This window comes from Mesorhizobium sp. M3A.F.Ca.ET.175.01.1.1, from assembly GCF_004791945.1.
Classification (GTDB): domain Bacteria; phylum Pseudomonadota; class Alphaproteobacteria; order Rhizobiales; family Rhizobiaceae; genus Mesorhizobium.
On the sequence record NZ_SRTP01000006.1, the window covers coordinates 188,800 to 204,099 of the forward strand.

General features: G+C 63.6%; 18 protein-coding genes. 8 read left to right on the forward strand and 10 right to left on the reverse strand.

Annotated elements, in window-relative coordinates; translation table 11 throughout:
* Positions 1 to 2: 2 nt before the first annotated feature.
* The gene (locus EN818_RS16650) at positions 3 to 1,127 is read right to left on the reverse strand and encodes a porin (protein ID WP_095806655.1); all 1,125 of its coding nucleotides are present in this window, start codon (positions 1,125 to 1,127) and stop codon (positions 3 to 5) included.
* A 375-nt stretch (positions 1,128 to 1,502) separates the two neighbouring features.
* The gene (locus tag EN818_RS16655; RefSeq protein WP_095806654.1) at positions 1,503 to 2,207 is read right to left on the reverse strand and encodes an antitoxin Xre/MbcA/ParS toxin-binding domain-containing protein; all 705 of its coding nucleotides are present in this window, start codon (positions 2,205 to 2,207) and stop codon (positions 1,503 to 1,505) included.
* Positions 2,208 to 2,504: 297 nt separating this feature from the next.
* On the opposite strand from EN818_RS16655, the gene EN818_RS16660 reads away from it, so the two are divergent.
* Positions 2,505 to 2,708, forward strand: a complete 204-nt coding sequence (locus EN818_RS16660; protein WP_095806653.1) for a hypothetical protein — start codon at positions 2,505 to 2,507, stop codon at positions 2,706 to 2,708.
* 164 nt (positions 2,709 to 2,872) lie between these two features.
* Here the strand turns inward: EN818_RS16660 and EN818_RS16665 are convergent, their stop codons facing one another.
* Positions 2,873 to 3,865, reverse strand: a complete 993-nt coding sequence (locus EN818_RS16665) for an adenosine kinase (RefSeq protein WP_095806652.1) — start codon at positions 3,863 to 3,865, stop codon at positions 2,873 to 2,875.
* Positions 3,866 to 4,134: 269 nt separating this feature from the next.
* Here EN818_RS16665 and EN818_RS16670 point away from each other — a divergent pair, with 269 nt between their 5' ends.
* Positions 4,135 to 5,037, forward strand: coding sequence for an EamA family transporter (locus EN818_RS16670; RefSeq protein WP_095806651.1), 903 nt, complete (start codon positions 4,135 to 4,137; stop codon positions 5,035 to 5,037).
* Positions 5,038 to 5,108: 71 nt separating this feature from the next.
* Complete coding sequence (locus EN818_RS16675; protein ID WP_095806788.1) at positions 5,109 to 5,804, forward strand: sulfate transporter family protein; 696 nt, start codon at positions 5,109 to 5,111, stop codon at positions 5,802 to 5,804.
* Here the strand turns inward: EN818_RS16675 and EN818_RS16680 are convergent.
* From EN818_RS16680 to EN818_RS16700, 5 genes are all read right to left on the reverse strand, one after another.
* Entirely contained in the window at positions 5,801 to 6,613 is an 813-nt protein-coding gene (locus EN818_RS16680; RefSeq protein ID WP_095806650.1) for an oxaloacetate decarboxylase, read from the reverse strand. The two genes, EN818_RS16675 and EN818_RS16680, sit on opposite strands and share 4 nt — an antisense overlap.
* A gap of 76 nt (positions 6,614 to 6,689) precedes the next feature.
* Positions 6,690 to 7,514 (reverse strand): hypothetical protein, encoded by an 825-nt coding sequence (locus EN818_RS16685; protein ID WP_095806649.1) that lies wholly within the window; start codon positions 7,512 to 7,514, stop codon positions 6,690 to 6,692.
* Positions 7,515 to 7,578: 64 nt separating this feature from the next.
* Positions 7,579 to 8,250 (reverse strand): HAD family phosphatase, encoded by a 672-nt coding sequence (locus EN818_RS16690; RefSeq protein WP_095806648.1) that lies wholly within the window; start codon positions 8,248 to 8,250, stop codon positions 7,579 to 7,581.
* Positions 8,250 to 8,735 carry a dUTP diphosphatase gene (gene dut, locus EN818_RS16695; RefSeq protein ID WP_095806647.1) on the reverse strand — a complete coding sequence of 162 codons (486 nt, stop codon included), beginning with the start codon at positions 8,733 to 8,735 and terminating at the stop codon, positions 8,250 to 8,252. Before dut ends, EN818_RS16690 begins: the two co-directional genes overlap by 1 nt.
* Positions 8,736 to 8,819: 84 nt before the next feature.
* Positions 8,820 to 9,290 carry an Lrp/AsnC family transcriptional regulator gene (locus EN818_RS16700; RefSeq protein ID WP_095806646.1) on the reverse strand — a complete coding sequence of 157 codons (471 nt, stop codon included), beginning with the start codon at positions 9,288 to 9,290 and terminating at the stop codon, positions 8,820 to 8,822.
* A gap of 115 nt (positions 9,291 to 9,405) precedes the next feature.
* Here EN818_RS16700 and EN818_RS16705 point away from each other — a divergent pair, with 115 nt between their 5' ends.
* From EN818_RS16705 to EN818_RS16715, 3 genes are all read left to right on the forward strand, one after another.
* The gene (locus tag EN818_RS16705; RefSeq protein ID WP_095806787.1) at positions 9,406 to 9,663 is read left to right on the forward strand and encodes a DUF6356 family protein; all 258 of its coding nucleotides are present in this window, start codon (positions 9,406 to 9,408) and stop codon (positions 9,661 to 9,663) included.
* Between the two features lie 13 nt (positions 9,664 to 9,676).
* Positions 9,677 to 10,477: a class II glutamine amidotransferase gene (locus EN818_RS16710; protein ID WP_095806645.1), complete on the forward strand. Its 801-nt coding sequence runs from the start codon at positions 9,677 to 9,679 to the stop codon at positions 10,475 to 10,477.
* 164 nt (positions 10,478 to 10,641) lie between these two features.
* Positions 10,642 to 11,442: a class II glutamine amidotransferase gene (locus EN818_RS16715; RefSeq protein ID WP_095806786.1), complete on the forward strand. Its 801-nt coding sequence runs from the start codon at positions 10,642 to 10,644 to the stop codon at positions 11,440 to 11,442.
* A 46-nt stretch (positions 11,443 to 11,488) separates the two neighbouring features.
* On the opposite strand, the gene EN818_RS16720 is transcribed toward EN818_RS16715, so the two are convergent.
* Together EN818_RS16720 and EN818_RS16725 are read right to left on the reverse strand one after the other, a co-directional pair.
* Positions 11,489 to 12,562, reverse strand: coding sequence for an FAD-binding oxidoreductase (locus EN818_RS16720; protein WP_095806644.1), 1,074 nt, complete (start codon positions 12,560 to 12,562; stop codon positions 11,489 to 11,491).
* Positions 12,563 to 12,632: 70 nt separating this feature from the next.
* Entirely contained in the window at positions 12,633 to 14,447 is a 1,815-nt protein-coding gene (locus EN818_RS16725; protein ID WP_095806643.1) for a winged helix-turn-helix domain-containing protein, read from the reverse strand.
* A gap of 202 nt (positions 14,448 to 14,649) precedes the next feature.
* Between EN818_RS16725 and EN818_RS16730 the strand changes: the two genes are divergently transcribed.
* Positions 14,650 to 14,931: a DUF4242 domain-containing protein gene (locus EN818_RS16730; RefSeq protein ID WP_095806642.1), complete on the forward strand. Its 282-nt coding sequence runs from the start codon at positions 14,650 to 14,652 to the stop codon at positions 14,929 to 14,931.
* A 110-nt stretch (positions 14,932 to 15,041) separates the two neighbouring features.
* A complete protein-coding gene (locus EN818_RS16735; RefSeq protein ID WP_165349926.1) occupies positions 15,042 to 15,203 on the forward strand; it encodes a DUF1127 domain-containing protein in 162 nt (53 codons plus the stop codon).
* Positions 15,204 to 15,300: the final 97 nt, after the last annotated feature.

Here is a 15,300-nt window from a genome sequence, read left to right on the forward strand (position 1 = left end):
GATCAGAACGAGCGCTGGAAGCGCAGGATGCCGCCGATATTGTTTTCCTTATCGGCTTTGGTGAAATTGGTGACGGTGTCTTCGCCAACGTGCAGATAGTCGACTTCGGCGGTGACCTTGAGACCCTTGACGATTTCATAGGCAATGTTCGCCGCGACGCCGAAATTCTTGCCTTCGTCATAGGAAAGCTGGGCGTTGAACGAGGTCTTCTCGTTGATGGTATAGGTGCCGCCGCCCCACACCGCCCAGTTGCCGCTCCACTGCTTGTAGAAGCCGCGACCGTGGGCATCCACGACGTTGCCTGCATCATCGTTGAGGTTGTCGTCGGTGCCGTAGCCGCCCATGATGAACAACGACAAGTTGTCCACCGGCTTGACGTCCAAGCGAACCTTGCCGGCCACCTCTTCGTAGTTGCTGTCATAGGCAACGACGCCGGTGATGGCGCCCCAGCCCTGTGTGTACTTCACGCCGCCGACCACATGCGGAACATAGCTGTCGATCGTGCCAACAGTGCCGGAGCCTTCTTCGAGCGAGACGACGGCCGAGAAGCCGTTACCTGCGTCGAAATAGTACTGCACGACGTTGGTGTCGAAATCGCCATAGGGAACCAGCGTATCCTGGATGACGCTGCCGGCGTAGCCGATGAACGTGTCGAAGGCGGATTCGTCCTTACCGACGCGGAGGCCACCGAGCTGGATCCAGGCGAACTTGACCGAGACACCCTTGTCGAAAGCAACATCGCTAGTTGCGCTGTTGCCAAAGTTGAAGCGCATTTCGGTGTAGGTCTTCAAGGTGCCGAGTTCGGTCTCCTGGCCGGTCCAGGTCTTGAAGGTGAAGCGGGTATTCTTCTTCCAAGTGTCCTGGACATCGCCGTCCTGGCGATCGGTCGCATGAGCACCGTCGAACGAGCCAATATCGCCAGCGCCGATGTCATAGCGGACATAGCCGCCGATGCGCAGGCAGGTCTCGGTGCCGGGGATGTAGAAATAACCCGCGCCGTAAACGTCGCAGATCTTGACATATTCGGCCGGTTCCGGCTCTGCGACGGTGACCGCGTCGGCGGCGTGGGCACCGGAAACTGCGATCAGCGCCGCAGCGGAGCCGAGAAGAAGGCTCTTGATGTTCATTTTCTTGAATCTCCAGTCAAAGGTTCAAGACAGGTTTCAGCATGCCCCACAGGCTCTGCCACCCCGTCCCCATCGATGAAAAAGCCGCGCACCCCAGCGCTTCTTCTTCGCGTTCGACATGGCGCAATTGAGTGTCGCGTACAACATAGATTGTGCCTGAAAACAGACTTTTCGAACCTTACAAAAGTCTTGTTGCACAAATATCACGTCATGTATTTGAGATATTGGCACATATTGTACAAAATATACGGTCAGCACAGGCAGTTAAGCAGAAAATGTGCCGGACGTGCCAAATATGATAGTTTTATGACAGAAAGTGATCTCGCTAAAATATTGATACGCTATGCGGACTGAAGGCAGCGAACCGTTTTCAAATCAGGTTTGGGAAACGCTTCGGGAAACGCGGACCACGTCCTCGATCATGTCGTCGCGGAGCAAGTCGATGGGAATACGGCCGTCGAGTTCGGGCGAAGGTCGGGTCAGCCAGAACCAGGCCAGCCTCGGATTGGTGATTGCCGCCAGCACCTCGCCTATGCCCGGTGCCGGCCTGCCGTCGACGAACTGAGCCAGCGGGAAAACATGCTTGCTGGCGCCCTTGCGCAAAGCAACGACTTCGCCCCGCCTTTGCCAGCGGTGCAGCGTCGAACGCGGTATGCCGAATTTCTCCTCAAGAAAGGTCGATCCGGCAACCTCACCGGCCCAGTCCTCTATCAGCATCGCCTGGAAGTCTGAAACCCGCACGGGTATTTGCGGGAACCCAGGCTGTCCTGGCGCCGGCGGCGGGGTTTCGTTGGCACAATGCGTATCAGCCGCACCGCCGCTCCTTTCCGCAATCGTCTGCAAGAACTCGGAGACAAGCGCGGTCCAGCCGCCCTTGAAGGATGTGATCGTGAGTTGCTCCGCCTGCGGGAGGAAGGGAAGCGCGGCCGCAACGCCGCCGGCGATCGCGCCGGCCGCAACCAGGACTTCGATATCGAGCAGCAAGCCATGTTGCATCAATGCCTGTTGCACAGCCTTGGCCACCAGCCGCGCCAGGGCGTGTTGCGAAATGCCTTCAGGCGGATTCTGAAATCTGGTCATGCATCTGCCTTGCGCGACGCGCTTCTCTGCCCAACTGCCACGGTAGAACGGCTACAAGGGAAAGCGGCAATCGCAATGGCAACGGACACAGTGTCCGGACAGGTCTCTGTCTAGCATTTCTCGGCACCCCAATTGCTGCGGGCGCTCCCAAATGTCAGCCACGCCAGCCCCAAAAGTGCCTTAGGTGCGGTCTATGACAGTCACGCGACAAGGCATGATGGATGTGCGCGGTAAGCACGCTTGAACGAATGACCGGAATGCGCGATTGTCATCCGCCCCCGTTAACACAGGTGAACGATGAACCGCAGGGACAAAGCGTCACCTTTCGTGCCAACTGAAATCCACGTCGGCACTGTGAAGGATGACAAGGGCGCTCTCGGCATCCTGTCGATCCATACAACCGAAGGCCTTTTGGATATCGCGCTCGACCTTCACGCCGCCGATGCCATCGTGAATGCGATTGGCGCTATCAGGTCGAAGTTGGCACTTGTCGGAGGCTAAGAAAACGCCCGGCTGAAACCGGGCAGGAGGTCTTTCTCAGGAGCCGATCGGATCAACGTATTCGGCATCGCTAATGTACGGCATGTTCATGACAGCCGGATGAAGCAATCCAATCAAACTGAACCACTGCCGACGGCCGCCGTCGGTTTGATGCGTGTCGGCGATTAAAGCAGCCCCGCCTGCTCGGCCTCGCGGCGCAAATTCTGCCTGGGCCTCGGCCCGATCTGCTGGATCACCAGCCCGGCGGCCAGCGAGCCGAGATCGCCGCAATCCTTGAGGCTGCGCCCGGCCGTGTAGCCATAGAGGAAGCCGGCGGCGTAGAGGTCGCCGGCGCCGGTCGTGTCGACCAATTCCTTGATGGTGGTCGCCTGGATGGTCACGGTCTCCTCGCCGCGCACGATCACGGACCCTTTCTCGGACCGCGTAACGGCGGCGATCTTGCAATCCTTGCGGATGGCGGCGAGTGCGTCCTCGAACGACGACGTCTGGTAGAGCGACTTGATCTCGTGGCTGTTGGCGAAGACGATGTCGACGGTGCCCGAGCGCATCAATTCCAGGAACTCGTCGCGGTAGCGATCGACGCAGAAGGAGTCCGACAGCGTCATCGACACTTCGCGCCCGGCGGCATGCGCCAGCTTCGCCGTCTGCCGGATCGCTTCCTTGGCGCGCGGCGGATCCCACAGATAACCCTCGAAATAGGTCACCTTGGCGCCGGCCGCCTTGTCGGCCTCGACGTCCTCCGGGCCAAGCTCGACGCAGGCACCGAGATAAGTGTTCATCGAACGCTCACCGTCCGGCGTGACGAAGATCATCGAACGCGCTGTCGGCGGCTCGCCCTTGAGCGGCCTGGTGTCGAAGGCCACGCCCTGGGCATGGATATCGTGGATGTAGATGTCGCCGAGCGCGTCGTTCGACACCTTGCCGAAGAAGGCGGCGCGGCCGCCGAAGCTGGCGACGCCTGCTGCCGTATTGCCGGCGCTGCCGCCGGAGGCCTCGATCGCCGGCCCCATGCGGCTGTAAAGCAGCTCGGCGCGCCGGGTGTCGATGAGGTTCATCGCGCCCTTGACGATGCCGTTGGTTTCGAGAAAGGCCTCGTCGCACTGCGCGATGATGTCGACAATGGCATTGCCGATGCAAAGCACGTCATATTCCGGCATCAATATCTCCGCCTGGGAACCCGCCGGCTTTCTGCCACGCCGGCCGGGCGCGGGTCTAGCGGGTCGCAGCCACTTTGCCTACCAAAATCGGCAGCCTTTCCGCTATGCGCGCTTTCCCTCATCACGGCCATCGCCCTGCCTGACTTTTCGCGTCTAACTGGACCATATCGGCCACACCCGCGGCGACTATGGTTGCATCCACATCGAAACATCTCCGTTTAGCCTTGAGCTACAAGCGGACCGATCCAAGTTTGCGAGGCGCGCCGGCAATGCCGACAAAGACGAATATGAGCACTGAACTGGCGCTGCTTGGCCTGCTGGCGGTGTTGTGGGGCGCCTCCTACACCTTCATCAAGATCGGCGTCGAGACGATCCCGCCGGTGACCTTCATCGCGGGCCGCACCTTGATCGCCGGAGCCATTCTGCTTGGCCTCATCCGCTGGCGCGGCCTTGCCATGCCCCGCGACGCCGTCAACTGGCGCCGCTTCATGTTCCAGGCCTGCCTGAACAGCGTCGTCCCGTTCACGTTGATCGCCGCCGCCGAACGCTCGATCGATGCCGGCCTCGCCACCATCCTCAACGCGACATCGCCGATCTTCACCTTCCTGCTGACCGCGCTCATCACCCGTCACGAACCGGTGACGCTGCGCAAGCTGATCGGCGTCGGCGCCGGTATCGCGGGCATATGCCTGATCGTCGGCACCGAGGCGCTCGGCGGTCTTGGCCATCAGCTCTGGGCGCAGCTTGCCGTCATCGCCGCCACCGTCAGCTATGCGGGGGCGGCCATTTTTGGACGCAATTTCAGGGGGCTCGATCCGATGCTCCCGGCGGCCGGCTCGATGATCTGCGGCGCGGTGATCCTGATACCGTTGAGCCTTGTCTTCGACCGGCCGTGGACACTGGCGCCCTCGACCGCATCGGTCCTCGCCCTCTTCGGCCTGTCGGTTTTCTCCACCGCGCTCGCCTTCTCGATCTTCTTCCGGCTTATCCACACGCTCGGCTCGGTCGGCACCACGTCGCAGGCTTATCTGCGCGTGCCGATCGGCGTCGGCATCGGCGCCGTCTTCCTCGGCGAAAGCCTTGGTCCGACGGCCTGGCTTGGCATGGGCTTCGTCGTCGCTGGCGTAGCCGCCATGACCATCCCGGCCCGGCAAGCCAAGCTTGCCCAGTAGAGCCTGGTCTTGTGACCGGGTTGGTCTGCGCCTATCTCGGAGACGTTCGATATCAGGACCTGGAAACCGCCGTGATCCTCGACGCCGCCCGCGCCGCCGCCAGCCGGCTGTTCTCGCCCGAATTCCGATCGGTCTTTCTGAAAACGCTTGGGCTGACCTTGCTGGCGCTGGCCGCGCTTTGGTTCGCGATCAGCAGCCTGTTCGAATGGCTGGCGCTGCCGTGGATCGATGCGCTGCTGCCTGGCCTGCCGGCCTGGGCGGGACTGCTTGGTCTCATCGTTGCCGGCATCGGCCTTGCACTGGGCTTGGCGCTGCTCATAGCGCCGGTCACCGCCATCATCGCCGGCTTGTTCCTCGACGATGTCGCCGACGTCGTCGAGCGCACCGACTATCCCGGCGATCCGCCCGGCCGTGCCGTGCCGGCGCTGCGCTCGCTGGTGCTGGCGGTAAAATTCTTCGGCGTGGTTATCCTCGGCAACATCGTCGCGCTGCTGTTGCTCCTGGTGCCGGGCATCAACATCGCCGCCTTCTTCGTCGTCAACGGCTATCTGCTGGGGCGCGAGTTCTTCGAATTCGCCGCCATGCGCTTTCGTCCCGAGGCCGATGCGAAGGCTCTGCGCCGCAAATATGCCGGCACGGTGTTTCTGGCCGGACTGGTCGTAGCTGCCTTCCTTGCCGTGCCGCTGCTCAATCTTTTGACACCGCTTTTTGCCGCCGCCCTGATGGTGCATCTGCACAAGGCTGTTTCCGCGCGGGAGCCGGTCTAGTCCTGCTCGGCAGCCCCCTCGCGGAACAGCGCCTGCAGCTTGCCGAACGGCATCGCGGCGCGGGTGAAGCCGAAGGTGCCGTCCTGCTGGATCTCGCGCGCCGCCGTCTCCAGCATGCCGAAGGCGAAGTTGGTCAGCCAGGGGCCGAGCGACACGCGCCTGACGCCGGCCGCAGCCAGGTCGGCGACGGTGAAGCTGGGCCGCGCCATCACATTGACCGGCCTCGTCACCGCCGAGCAGACCGTGCGCACCATCTCGACGTCGCTCAAGCCCGGCGCATAGAGCACGTCGGCGCCTGCCTTCTCGAAGGCCTGCAGCCGCCTGATCGTGTCGTCGAGATCGGTCCTGCCCCACAGAAAATTCTCGGCCCGCGCGGTGAAGACGAAATCATGCTTCAGGGCACGCGCCGCCTCGACGGCCGCGGCGACGCGTTCGACCGCATGCGAGAAATCATAGATCGGATTGTCCGGATCGCCGGTGTGGTCCTCGATCGAGCAGCCGGCCAGGCCGGCGGCTTCGGCCGCGAAGATGGTTTCGGCGGCCTGCTCGGCGCTGTCGCCCTTGCCGCGTTCGAGGTCGGCGGACACCGGCAGGTCGGTCGCCGCGGTCACGTCGCGGCAATGGTGGATCATCGCTTCGAAGGTCACCCCACCATCGGGCAGGCCGCGCGAGAAGGCGAAGCCGGCGCTGGTTGTGGCCAGCGCCTTGAAGCCGAAGGAGGCGAGAAGCTTGGTGGTGCCAACATCCCAGGGATTGGGCATGACGAAGGTGGAGGCATGCAGGTCACGAAAAATCTTGCCCTTGTCCATGGCGGTCCTCAAATCATGATCAGGCTTCGGGGAATTTATCGCGGGCGCCCGGTCCGGGCAAACGAATGCCTTCGGCTCAGAAGCGTTTCTCGTTCTCTGCTGACAAACGCTCGAACGCGTCGGAATCCGCCTTGTAGTGCGAGGCAGCCTTGTCCCAGCGATAGGTGACGGAAATATCGTGCGAGGCAGCCTTGGGGGGCGTGTCGTCGCAGCTTTCGTCGCTTGGCTCGGTCGCGTCCGTCACCGTGACCTTGATCGCTGCATAGGGCCGCTTCTTCGCGTTCGTCTGGAAGGCGAGGCTTTGCGTGCGCCTGTAGGCGCAGTAATTCTCGTCGAACGTATAGATTGCGTCGATCAGTTCGAAGCGGTCCTCCCGGACCATGATCAGCAGCGTGCCGACATAGCCCTGGTTCGAATTGAAATGCGTGCTCATCGTGACGATGGCATCGTCGCCGGCGCCGAGCGGGAGCTTGGCCGGCTCGCGGAAGGAGGTGCTCCTGTCGACTGCGACGTTCGCGGCGTCGAGCAGTCTCGGCTTGCCCGAGAGATCATAGAGCGCCAGCACGGCGAAACCCTCGGCACTGTCGGACGACTGGCCCAGGTCGTAGAGCATCACCAGCCGGTCCTTGCCGCCGGCCCAGATGGTGAGCACCGCAGCGGCCGGCATTGCGGCCGGGGGCGGCGAGCCGCCTTCGTCACCGCCGGTGATATGGCGGATCTGGACCGGCTGGCTGCCGCCGTCCGGCACGATCATCTTCGCCAGGTCGAGATAGGTCACGTCCGGGTGGCCGGGAATGGCGGCGCCGGGTTCCGGAAAGCTGACGGCCTGCGCTCCCGCCACCGTCCATAGACATGGCAGCAGCACGCAGGCAAGCACGAGACGCGACAATATGGAATTCATGAAAAGCGTCCCTCCGATACGCCCACTCTAGCTCGGAGCTTTGCGGCGCTCAGCCGGTCGGCGATCAGTGGATCGGCACCAGTCCGGCGAGCTCGCGCATGTCGTCGAACAGGATGCCGCCGGCTTCGGCCAGTCCATCGCGGTCGGACAACGGATCGGCATGATAGGAGAACACGCGCATTCCGGCTGCGATGCCGGCCTGGGTGCCTGCGACGCTGTCTTCGATGACGATGCAGTCGGCCGGCGCGAAGCCCATCGTCGAGGCGGCATGGAGGAAGAGGTCTGGAAACGGCTTGCCGCGCCCGACCATGGTCGAGGAGAACATGGCGTGTTCGAACAGCGGCAAAAGCCCGGTCTGGCCGAGCGTGATGTGCATCTTCGAGACCCGCGCCGAGGAAGCGACGCAGTAGGCGATTCCGGCGGCCCGCACCTTGTCGACGAACTCGCGCACATAAGGGATCGCCTCGACGCCATGCGCGAACAGATCAGGCAGCCCCGCATTCCAGCGGTCGACGAAATCCGCGCCGAGCCTGGCGTCGGTCTCCTCTTCGATTTGCTTCTGAACCGAAGCCATGCTGCGGCCGGAGAAATGCTTGCGGCAATGTTCGAAAGTGGTCGCAAAGCCGGCTTCGCAAAGCCATTCGGCAAGGCGGCGGTTGGCGAGATTCTCGGTATCGACCAGAACCCCATCGCAGTCGAAGATGACCAGCTTTGTCAGAGACCGTGCTGCAGACATCAAGCGGTGCCGGTCGATCCGAAACCGCCGGAGCCGCGCGCCGTGCCGCCGGCAAGCGCGCGCTCTTCGACCCCGACCTGCGTGACCGCGGCAAAGACGATCTGGCCGATGCGCATGCCCCGCGTCACCGCGAAGTCCTCGTCGCCGAGATTGATCAGCAGCACCTTCACCTCGCCGCGATAGTCGCTGTCGATGGTGCCGGGCGTGTTGAGGACGGTGAGGCCATGCTTGAAAGCAAGGCCGGAACGCGGCCGGACCTGGCCCTCCATGCCTTCCGGAATTTCCAGGATCAATCCTGTCGGGACCAGCGCACGTTTTCCCGGCAGGATCAGCAAGGGCCGGTCCTCCGGCACCGCGGCACGCAGATCCATTCCGGCGGCGCCAGTGCTTTCATAGGCCGGCAGCGGCAGGCCTTCGCCATGCGGGAGCCTGACGAAACCGACTGTTGGGCCGATGACGGAGGAAGGATGGACGGCTGTGCGCATGAGCCCACTCCTATCTGCGCGAATGCCGGTCCAGTCAACTCGACCGCAGCGCTATCAACGGCTTTCTTTCGAAGCGGTTCCGCGTCAGCGCAGTTCCACCGGAACGACGGTCGTCTCCTTGATCTCCTCCATGACGAAGGAAGCCGAGACATCCGACAGCGCCACCTTGGCGATCAGCCGCTGGTAGAGCCGATCATAGGCTTTGACGTCGGCGACGCGGGCCCTGAGCACGTAATCGAGGTCGCCGGACATGCGATAGACGCCGGTGATCTCGGCAAAGCCGGTCACCGCGGCGCGGAATTTCTGCAGCCAGTCGGGATCATGGTTGGAGGTGCGGATCAGGATGAAGACGGAAAGGCCGAGCCCGACCTTGTCGGCATCGAGCAGCGCCACGCGCCCGGTGATGACGCCATCCTCCTCCAGCCGCTTGACGCGCCGCCAGCAGGCGTTGCGCGACAACGCCACCCGCTCCGACAGCTGGTCGACGGAAAGCGTGCCGTCGCGTTGCAGCTCTGCCAGCAATCTTCGATCGATCTCATCGATTTCGACGGTCATGGTGGGATGAATGTCCCAAAAGGTGGCAAAATACAACGACAATCTAGGACCGATGAACCTTCGTCTCATGGCAAGCTACCCAGAATCGGGGCTCATCCCGGCAGGAGGAACCACCATGACGACACGGCTTACCGCGCTCTTCACCGCTCACCCCGAGAAGGTTGGCGAGACCTATTTCGGCCACATGGCCTTTGCCGCCTGGTTCTGTTCCCGCCTGTCGCTGGCCGCAGGCGCTGCCCTCGTTCACGCTTTCTTGCCATTTCTGTTCGAGACTACGGCCAGCCGAATCGTTCGCGAGCTCTATGAGCGCACGCACAACAGAGGCTCACACGCGGTGAAGGAGCCGGGGGCTCTCTTGGACCGCGCCCGATAGATGGTGGAATGCGATGTGCCGGTGGGCGGCCTATCTCGGTGAAGCGGTCTTCCTCGAAGACATCGTCACCGCGCCTTGCCATTCGCTGATCGCCCAGAGCCACTGCGCCCAGGAGGCCAAGTCGCCGACCAATGGCGACGGCTTCGGCCTGGCCTGGTACGGCGATCGTCCCGAGCCCGGGCTTTATCGCGACATTCTGCCGGCCTGGTCCGATCCCAACCTGAAAAGCCTCTGCCGGCAGATCAAATCCGGCCTGTTCCTGGCCCATGTGCGCGCCTCCACCGGCGGCGCCACCAGCCGCATGAACTGCCACCCCTTCGTCTCCGGCCGCTGGTCGTTCATGCATAACGGGCAGATCGGCAGTTTCGAGAAGATCCGCCGCGCGCTGGAGAATTCGCTCTCCGACGCCGTCTTCGACCAGCGCGAGGGCACCACCGATTCAGAGCTCTTTTTTCTCCTGATGATCGACGAGGGCCTGTCGTCCGAGCCGCAGGGCGCGGCGTCGCGGGCGGCGAGCCGCGTCATCGAGGCTTCGCGCCGCGCCGGCCTCGAGCCGTCCCTGAAACTCACCGCAGCCTTCTCGGACGGCCAGGCGCTCCATGCCGTGCGCTATGCGACCGACGATCACGCGCCGACGCTCTACACCTCACTCTTCCGCAAGGGCGGAGGCCGCTGCATCGTCTCCGAGCCCTTCGACCGCGAAGGTGGCGACTGGCAGGCGATCCCGCCGTCGAGCTTCGTCACCATGACCAGGGATGGCACCAATATTCGGCCGTTCGCGCCTGCAGCGAGCAAGCTGGCACTGGTCAGCTAAGCAGGTATCGACTTCAAAGCCCGGCGATCGACGGCGGCCCGTCTTCCGGCGGTTTCAACCAAGGCATCAGCAAAACATAAGCGCGGCGTAAGGACGCCAAACCGTCCCTCTGTCATCTGTGCGTCTCACGAGCGGCGACAACGTACGAAGAGAGGATGACAACCATGTGCAGATGGGCTGCCTATCTCGGCGAACCGATCTTCCTGGAAGAGATCGTCGCGGCACCCTCCCACTCCCTGATCGTCCAAAGCCATCGGGCCATGGAGGCGAAATCGCCAACCAATGCCGACGGCTTCGGCGTGGCCTGGTACGGCGACCGGCCGGAGCCCGGCCTCTATAGGGACATCCTGCCGGCCTGGTCCGATTCCAATCTCAAAAGTCTTGGCCGGCTGATAAAATCGGGCTTGTTTCTTGCCCATGTGCGCGCCTCGACCGGCGGCGCCACCAGCCGCATGAACTGCCATCCTTTCGTTTCCGGCCGCTGGTCGTTCATGCACAACGGCCAGATCGGGGGCTTCGAGAAGATCCGCCGTGCACTGGAGAATTCTCTCTCGGACGATTTGTTCGACCAGCTCGAAGGCACGACCGATTCCGAATTATTCTTTCGCTTGATGATCGGCGAGGATCTGTCGCAGGACCCGCATGGCGCGGCTTCCCGCGTCGCCGGCCTCGTTCTCGAGGCTTCGCGCCGCGCCGGCATCGAGCCGTCCCTGAAACTGACCGCCGCCTTCAGCGATGGAAAGGCGCTTCACGCGGTGCGCTACGCCACCGGCGATCAAGCCCCGACGCTCTATACCGCGGCCTTCGCCAAAGGCGTCGGCCGCTGCATCGTCTCCGAGCCGTTCGACCGCGATGGCCGCATTTGGCACGAGATCCCACAGTCGAGTTTCGTAACGATGACCAGGGACAGCACCAGTATCCGGCCGTTTGCGCCTGCTACGCCTCAGTTGGCGCTCGCGGGTTAAAGTCCCTCTGGCCGTCGTCGTACCGACGGTTTCCGGCCGGCAGCGGCTACTGGGTGAAGCGCGACATCGCATAAGGCGTCAGCAGCGCATCGCGCTCGCCGTAGAGGATCTCGCGGGCAGCAAACAATCCCACGGCGGGCGCCAGCGTAATCCCGGAATGGGTGACGGCCAGATAGAGACCGCCGACATTGTCGGCGCGGCTGACGATCGGGAACCCGTCGGCCGGAGTGGGCCGGTAGCCGATCGTGTGGAAGCCGAACTCCAGTCCTTCGGCGCCGCGCAGCATTGCCTTCATTGCCCCGAACAGCTCGCGCGCGGTGGTCTCCGGGTCCTCGCCCGGCGCGCCGCCGCCGAAATCCGAACCGGCGATGATGCGTCCCTCGGCCGTCTGGCGCATATGCAGATGCTCGGCGAGCACCAGCCCGTTGAGCAGCTTCGTATATGGACGCGAATGGACGATAAGACCGGGCGGCGTTGCGATCGGCAGCTTGATGCCGGCTGTCGCCGCAATTTCCGGGGCGCCGGTGCCGGCGGCAATCACCACCTCGTCGGCCGTGAGGGCTTGGCCGGAAACCATGACTCCCGTGACTTTGCCGTCGGACAGCGCCAGCGCATCCACGGTCCCGGCAACGACCCGCGCGCCGCGTCGTTCGGCATCGGACAGCAGCGCCTTTGTTGCCGCGACCGGCTCGGCTACGCCTTCTTCGGCGACATGGAGGGCCAGATCGGGAAGTTCGGCGATATTGGGCTCGATCCGCGCCGCCTGCTCGCGGCCGAGCCGCTCAATGCCGTAACCCCAGGAGGCGTGCTCGGTCGCGTAGGCTTCGAGTTTGTCTGTCGGCAGGCTCAAGCACAGGCTGCCGCACCAGGCGAGCGGCAGTTCTGGCAGTTCGCGCGCCAGACGCCGCCATTCCGCCATGGCCCGGATGCGCAGCCGGAAATAGGGTTCAGGATTGCCCCAGCAGGCATTGATCCAGGCGAAGGAATTCGGAGTCGCGACACCGCCGGCGCCGCTTTCGGAAACGACTGTTACGCTCGCGCCGGCCTTCGCCAGATGCCAGGCGATCGATGCGCCGATGATACCGGCGCCGATGACGATGACTTGTTTTGCGCTGCTCATGCTCAGGCCTTGGGCGGGACTGTTTCCCGTCATGCCATCGCGCCGGCCTGACCTCAAGCAGGAACCGGTCTTACACGCTGCCGACCGCCACCTTTTGCGCACCGGCAAGCAGGCCCATCAGTGCTTCGTATCGCTGCATCAGGCGTGGCGAGTCCACCTTCGTCGCGGCCGCCAGGACGCTGCCGAGCTCCAGCTCGGCGCCGGTGCGATCGCCAAGCCGGATGAGCAGCCCCGCGAGTGACAGCCGGGCGTCGGCGGCATTGATCGGCGAGCCGATCTCGCTCCAGCGGGCGCATGCCGTCTGCAGCTCTCGCGCGGCTTCGTCCAGACGATTCTCCTGTATGAACAGTTCGGCCTTGGCCTCCGCGGTGAGTGCCCGGATGGAGGCCATCGGCCAGCGTTGCGGGTCGGTATCCAGTTCGGCGATAACCGCCTTCGCGCGCTCCAGCCGATTGGTCCGCGCCGCCACCTTGGCAAGAGTGGCGAGCACGAGGCCGCGTCGCTGCAGGGTCGGCCAGCCGTTTCCGATGAGCGATCGCTCCAGCGCGCTGAAAGCGGCTTCCGCCTGCCCTTGCTCGAGCTGCAGCAGCGCAAGGCCGGGCTGGGGATCCCAGCCCGCGGCATGGCACGCGCGATAGGCGGTTTCGGCCTCGGCGAAATCGCCGGCGGCGAGATGGATGTCGCCCAGAACGCGAAGCGCATCGCCGGTTGCCCAGGGCGCATCGCGGGCCAGCTGGTCGAGCGCGGCGCGCACCAATGCCTCCGCCTCCTTGAGCGTGCCGTGGACGCCGAGCACTTCGGCTCGATGCAGCCGGCACGAACCCGACAGGTCCTCCAGACCGTGGCCCCTGCACCAGTCTTCGTAGCCAAGGGTCCATTGGTTGGCTCTCGCCCAGTCGCCAAAATTCCGGCAGGCCCAGAGAATGTTGCAATAGAGGATGCCGCCAACGATCGGATCGACGTCGCTGGAAAGACCGAGCGCGGCCGCGAAATCCTGGTCTTCCTGTCCGGACTTGGTTTCTCCGAGGCATAGCTTGAAGAAGCCGCGATAGATCAGGCCGAGGGACTCCACGACCGGATCATCGAGATGCTTGCCCACTTCCAAGGCCTGCTCGGCGAGGGCAAGCGCCTGTTCGGGCTCGGCTTCCGCACCCATCAGCCGCGCGCCCATCCAACACCACAGGCCATGCTCCCTGCTGTCCGTGGCGGTCGCGATAAGCTGCGCGGCGCGCTTGTGCCAGCCTTTCGCAACCGACAGCTCGCCCCGTTCCAGATGGATCCGCGCAAGGGTGATCGCCGGGGATGCCGCTCGCAGGCGCTCGCCCGCCACGCCGTATTCGGTTACCGCGCGCATCAGGAAAGGAATGGTTTCAGCCGGCCGCCCTATGCATTCCAGCGCCAATGCCCATTCCTCGAGGTCGGCCGTCAGCAACTCGTCCGCGGCATCCGCTTGGGCGAAGCAAGCCGCGGCCTCGTGCCATTTCCTGGCTGCGACGGCCGCGCGCGCGGACAGGATTGGCGAGCCGGGGCGCGACGGCTCGCTGTCCGCAACGGCACGAGCCGGCCGGGTCGCCAAAGCCGCCGGCTGATCCAGGCAAATGCGGTAGCCGAACCGTGGCAGGTTGCGCAGCGCCGTCTCCATGCCGCCCTGGCGAAGTACGCTCCGGGCAAGGCTTGCCACGCGCTGCAGCGAAGCCTCGGTCACCGTCACGCCGGGCCACAGCGTTTCGAGCAGCTCCTCCTTGCTCAAGGCCCGCTCCTGATGCCGCAACAGAATAGCGAGGAAATCGAAGACCAAGGGCTGCACCTCGATCTCTCTTCCGGCGAGGCGAAGAGCGCGGGAACCCTCGTTGAGCTCGAAGTCGCCAAAGCAATAATTCCCCATCGGCAGCAATCTCCGTAACGACAATGGGCAAAGGATCAGAAGAAGATAAGGCCGGCATAAGGACTGCCGGCCGCCTCATCCGTAATTCTCCGTCTGCCTGGCGGGCCAAGTGCAGTTTAGCTCAGCGGCCCCAGGAATGTCACCGGCAGCAACATCATCGCTCACCCGGAGGCATTTGAACCCAGATCAAGGAGATTGCGACATGCACAAATACATCATCGAACGGGAAATCCCCAAGGTCGGCACCTTCGAGCGCGAACAGCTTCGCGACGCCTCAAAGGCCTCGAACGCCGTCCTCGCCGAACTCGGCCCCGACATCCAGTGGGTGGAATCCTTCGTAGCGGACGACAAGACCTTCTGCGTCTATCTCGCCAAGGACGAGGCGATCATCCAGCGCCACGCCAAGATGAGCGGCTTCCCGGCGACCAAGGTGACGCAGGTCAAGCGCCTGTTCGATCCGACGACGGCATACGCCGCCGCGTGATGGGGGCATCGTGACGCTTCGCAGGAAACTGCGAGCAGTGCCGACCAGCCTTTTGGGAGGGCCGCCCGATGGCTCTCCCAATCCTTGTGCAAACCAGAGGAGATATGACCATGACCATTCTTGCGTCCGCCGTGGCGCGCATCGTCCGCATCCGCAGGGACCGGGCCACACTGGACGAATTGCCGGACTATCTGTTGCGCGACATCGGCATCGAACGGGCCGAGATACGGTGGATGACCAGCCACGGCAGTAGGCACGGTCGTCGGGTCTGAAACGAAGCGTTCGTTTGCCACTGCGAGATCCAGAAGGACAAACGCAGGCGTCGAACCGATCTGCCCGAAACTGTCGACAGGCCGGGAAAGCGCTGCT

Coding starts and splice junctions, on each gene's coding strand:
- EN818_RS16650 (WP_095806655.1), bottom strand. CDS start 1,127: ATGAACATCAAGAGCCTTCTTCTCGGCTCCGCTGCGGCGCTGATCGCA.
- EN818_RS16655 (WP_095806654.1), bottom strand. CDS start 2,207: ATGACCAGATTTCAGAATCCGCCTGAAGGCATTTCGCAACACGCCCTG.
- EN818_RS16660 (WP_095806653.1), top strand. CDS start 2,505: ATGAACCGCAGGGACAAAGCGTCACCTTTCGTGCCAACTGAAATCCAC.
- EN818_RS16665 (WP_095806652.1), bottom strand. CDS start 3,865: ATGCCGGAATATGACGTGCTTTGCATCGGCAATGCCATTGTCGACATC.
- EN818_RS16670 (WP_095806651.1), top strand. CDS start 4,135: ATGCCGACAAAGACGAATATGAGCACTGAACTGGCGCTGCTTGGCCTG.
- EN818_RS16680 (WP_095806650.1), bottom strand. CDS start 6,613: ATGGACAAGGGCAAGATTTTTCGTGACCTGCATGCCTCCACCTTCGTC.
- EN818_RS16685 (WP_095806649.1), bottom strand. CDS start 7,514: ATGAATTCCATATTGTCGCGTCTCGTGCTTGCCTGCGTGCTGCTGCCA.
- EN818_RS16690 (WP_095806648.1), bottom strand. CDS start 8,250: ATGTCTGCAGCACGGTCTCTGACAAAGCTGGTCATCTTCGACTGCGAT.
- dut (WP_095806647.1), bottom strand. CDS start 8,735: ATGCGCACAGCCGTCCATCCTTCCTCCGTCATCGGCCCAACAGTCGGT.
- EN818_RS16700 (WP_095806646.1), bottom strand. CDS start 9,290: ATGACCGTCGAAATCGATGAGATCGATCGAAGATTGCTGGCAGAGCTG.
- EN818_RS16705 (WP_095806787.1), top strand. CDS start 9,406: ATGACGACACGGCTTACCGCGCTCTTCACCGCTCACCCCGAGAAGGTT.
- EN818_RS16710 (WP_095806645.1), top strand. CDS start 9,677: ATGTGCCGGTGGGCGGCCTATCTCGGTGAAGCGGTCTTCCTCGAAGAC.
- EN818_RS16715 (WP_095806786.1), top strand. CDS start 10,642: ATGTGCAGATGGGCTGCCTATCTCGGCGAACCGATCTTCCTGGAAGAG.
- EN818_RS16720 (WP_095806644.1), bottom strand. CDS start 12,562: ATGAGCAGCGCAAAACAAGTCATCGTCATCGGCGCCGGTATCATCGGC.
- EN818_RS16725 (WP_095806643.1), bottom strand. CDS start 14,447: ATGGGGAATTATTGCTTTGGCGACTTCGAGCTCAACGAGGGTTCCCGC.
- EN818_RS16730 (WP_095806642.1), top strand. CDS start 14,650: ATGCACAAATACATCATCGAACGGGAAATCCCCAAGGTCGGCACCTTC.
- EN818_RS16735 (WP_165349926.1), top strand. CDS start 15,042: ATGACCATTCTTGCGTCCGCCGTGGCGCGCATCGTCCGCATCCGCAGG.